This window comes from Calidithermus roseus, assembly GCF_003574095.1.
Lineage (GTDB): Bacteria > Deinococcota > Deinococci > Deinococcales > Thermaceae > Calidithermus > Calidithermus roseus.
The window spans coordinates 1-1,101 of the sequence record NZ_QWLA01000167.1 but is presented as its reverse complement, the minus strand read 5'-3'; the positions used below and the strand labels follow the sequence as shown (position 1 = coordinate 1,101).

At 60.3% G+C, this 1,101-nt stretch carries 2 protein-coding genes; both read right to left on the bottom strand.

Annotated elements, in window-relative coordinates; genetic code table 11:
• Positions 1-373, bottom strand: a 373-nt coding sequence (tnpA, locus tag Mrose_RS18405; RefSeq protein WP_245970029.1) for an IS200/IS605 family transposase, incomplete at its 3' end; no start/stop codon positions are given.
• A 131-nt stretch (positions 374-504) separates the two neighbouring features.
• Positions 505-993 carry a PIN domain-containing protein gene (locus Mrose_RS18400; RefSeq protein WP_119280665.1) on the bottom strand — a complete coding sequence of 163 codons (489 nt, stop codon included), beginning with the start codon at positions 991-993 and terminating at the stop codon, positions 505-507.
• Positions 994-1,101: the final 108 nt, after the last annotated feature.

Below are 1,101 nucleotides of genomic sequence, written 5' to 3'. Positions count from 1 at the left end.
GCTGAATAGTCTGGGCTGAGATATTCCCGGCGCTGCCCACGTAGAAGGAGGGTGTCCACAAATGACCGCCGCCCTTGCCCCGCCGTAGCCTTGGGAACTCTTGCAGGATGCGCCGGGCCGACACGCCTTTCAGTATCTTCGCCACGTCCGAGGGTGCCCACTTGGGCGGTACAGAAAGGAAAAGGTGCACGTGGTCGGGCATGACCTCCATGCCTAGCACTGCCCAGTCCCTCATCAAGCAGGCCTCCCGGAGTACCTGCATTAGCCTTTCGCGCACCTCACCAAAGAAGACCCGCCTGCGATACTTGGGGGTGAACACCAGATGGTAGTTCAGGTTGTAATGCGAATGGCGCGTGGTGCGCTCTTCAGGCACGTGCATATGATAGCACATCCGCCGCCCACTATACTATGTCCGCCTCCGGCGGACGTGGGGGAGTCCATGTATCCCCGGTTTGAAAACCGGGGGATTATAGCTCCCCCACACCCCCTCGCTTCTCTAACGGCTCACAAAAACCCAGTACACCCTACTTCCCGGCGCACCCGGGCCAGCTCACTGGCAGGTAGGCGGGCTTCCAGTTCATTCTCCCAGCGAGAAAGCCAGCCGCAAAGCACAGCAGGTGGACAAATCCCTCGGGAATGGAGCTCAAGAACCGCCCAAAGGCTGCCGTGGACAGCGACCTGGTTCTCCGCACAAGCCTTGCGCAGCCGCCCATCGTTGGAGAGGAGCGTATGGCCGTTAGTGCAACAGTAATGGAGGCACAGGGCATCGGCCAGCGATAGCCCTGCCTTCTTCAGGACTCTCGCCTCCGAAAACCACGTTTCCTGAACCCGCACAACCCTTACGCCCAACGCACTGACCTGCGGCTCGGTTAGGTCATCCACTTCAGCCAGCACAACATCGAGTACTTCCAGGGTTCCCAGCTTCACCAGAGAGTCCAGACCCCCGACGTTGGCGAAGTCAATGAGGATGTTAGCGTCGGAGAGTAGGATCATCGGGGCCACTAGAGGGCACTTCCGCCGTTCGACGACCAGAGGGCGGCCCGCTTGCGGATATATTCAATCGGAACCCCCAGCACTTCCGCAGCCCGAGAGGCGCTCACG

What these genes read in the sequence shown, in the direction of transcription:
- Mrose_RS18400 (WP_119280665.1), bottom strand. Translation starts at nt 993, where the DNA reads ATGATCCTACTCTCCGACGCTAACATCCTCATTGACTTCGCCAACGTC.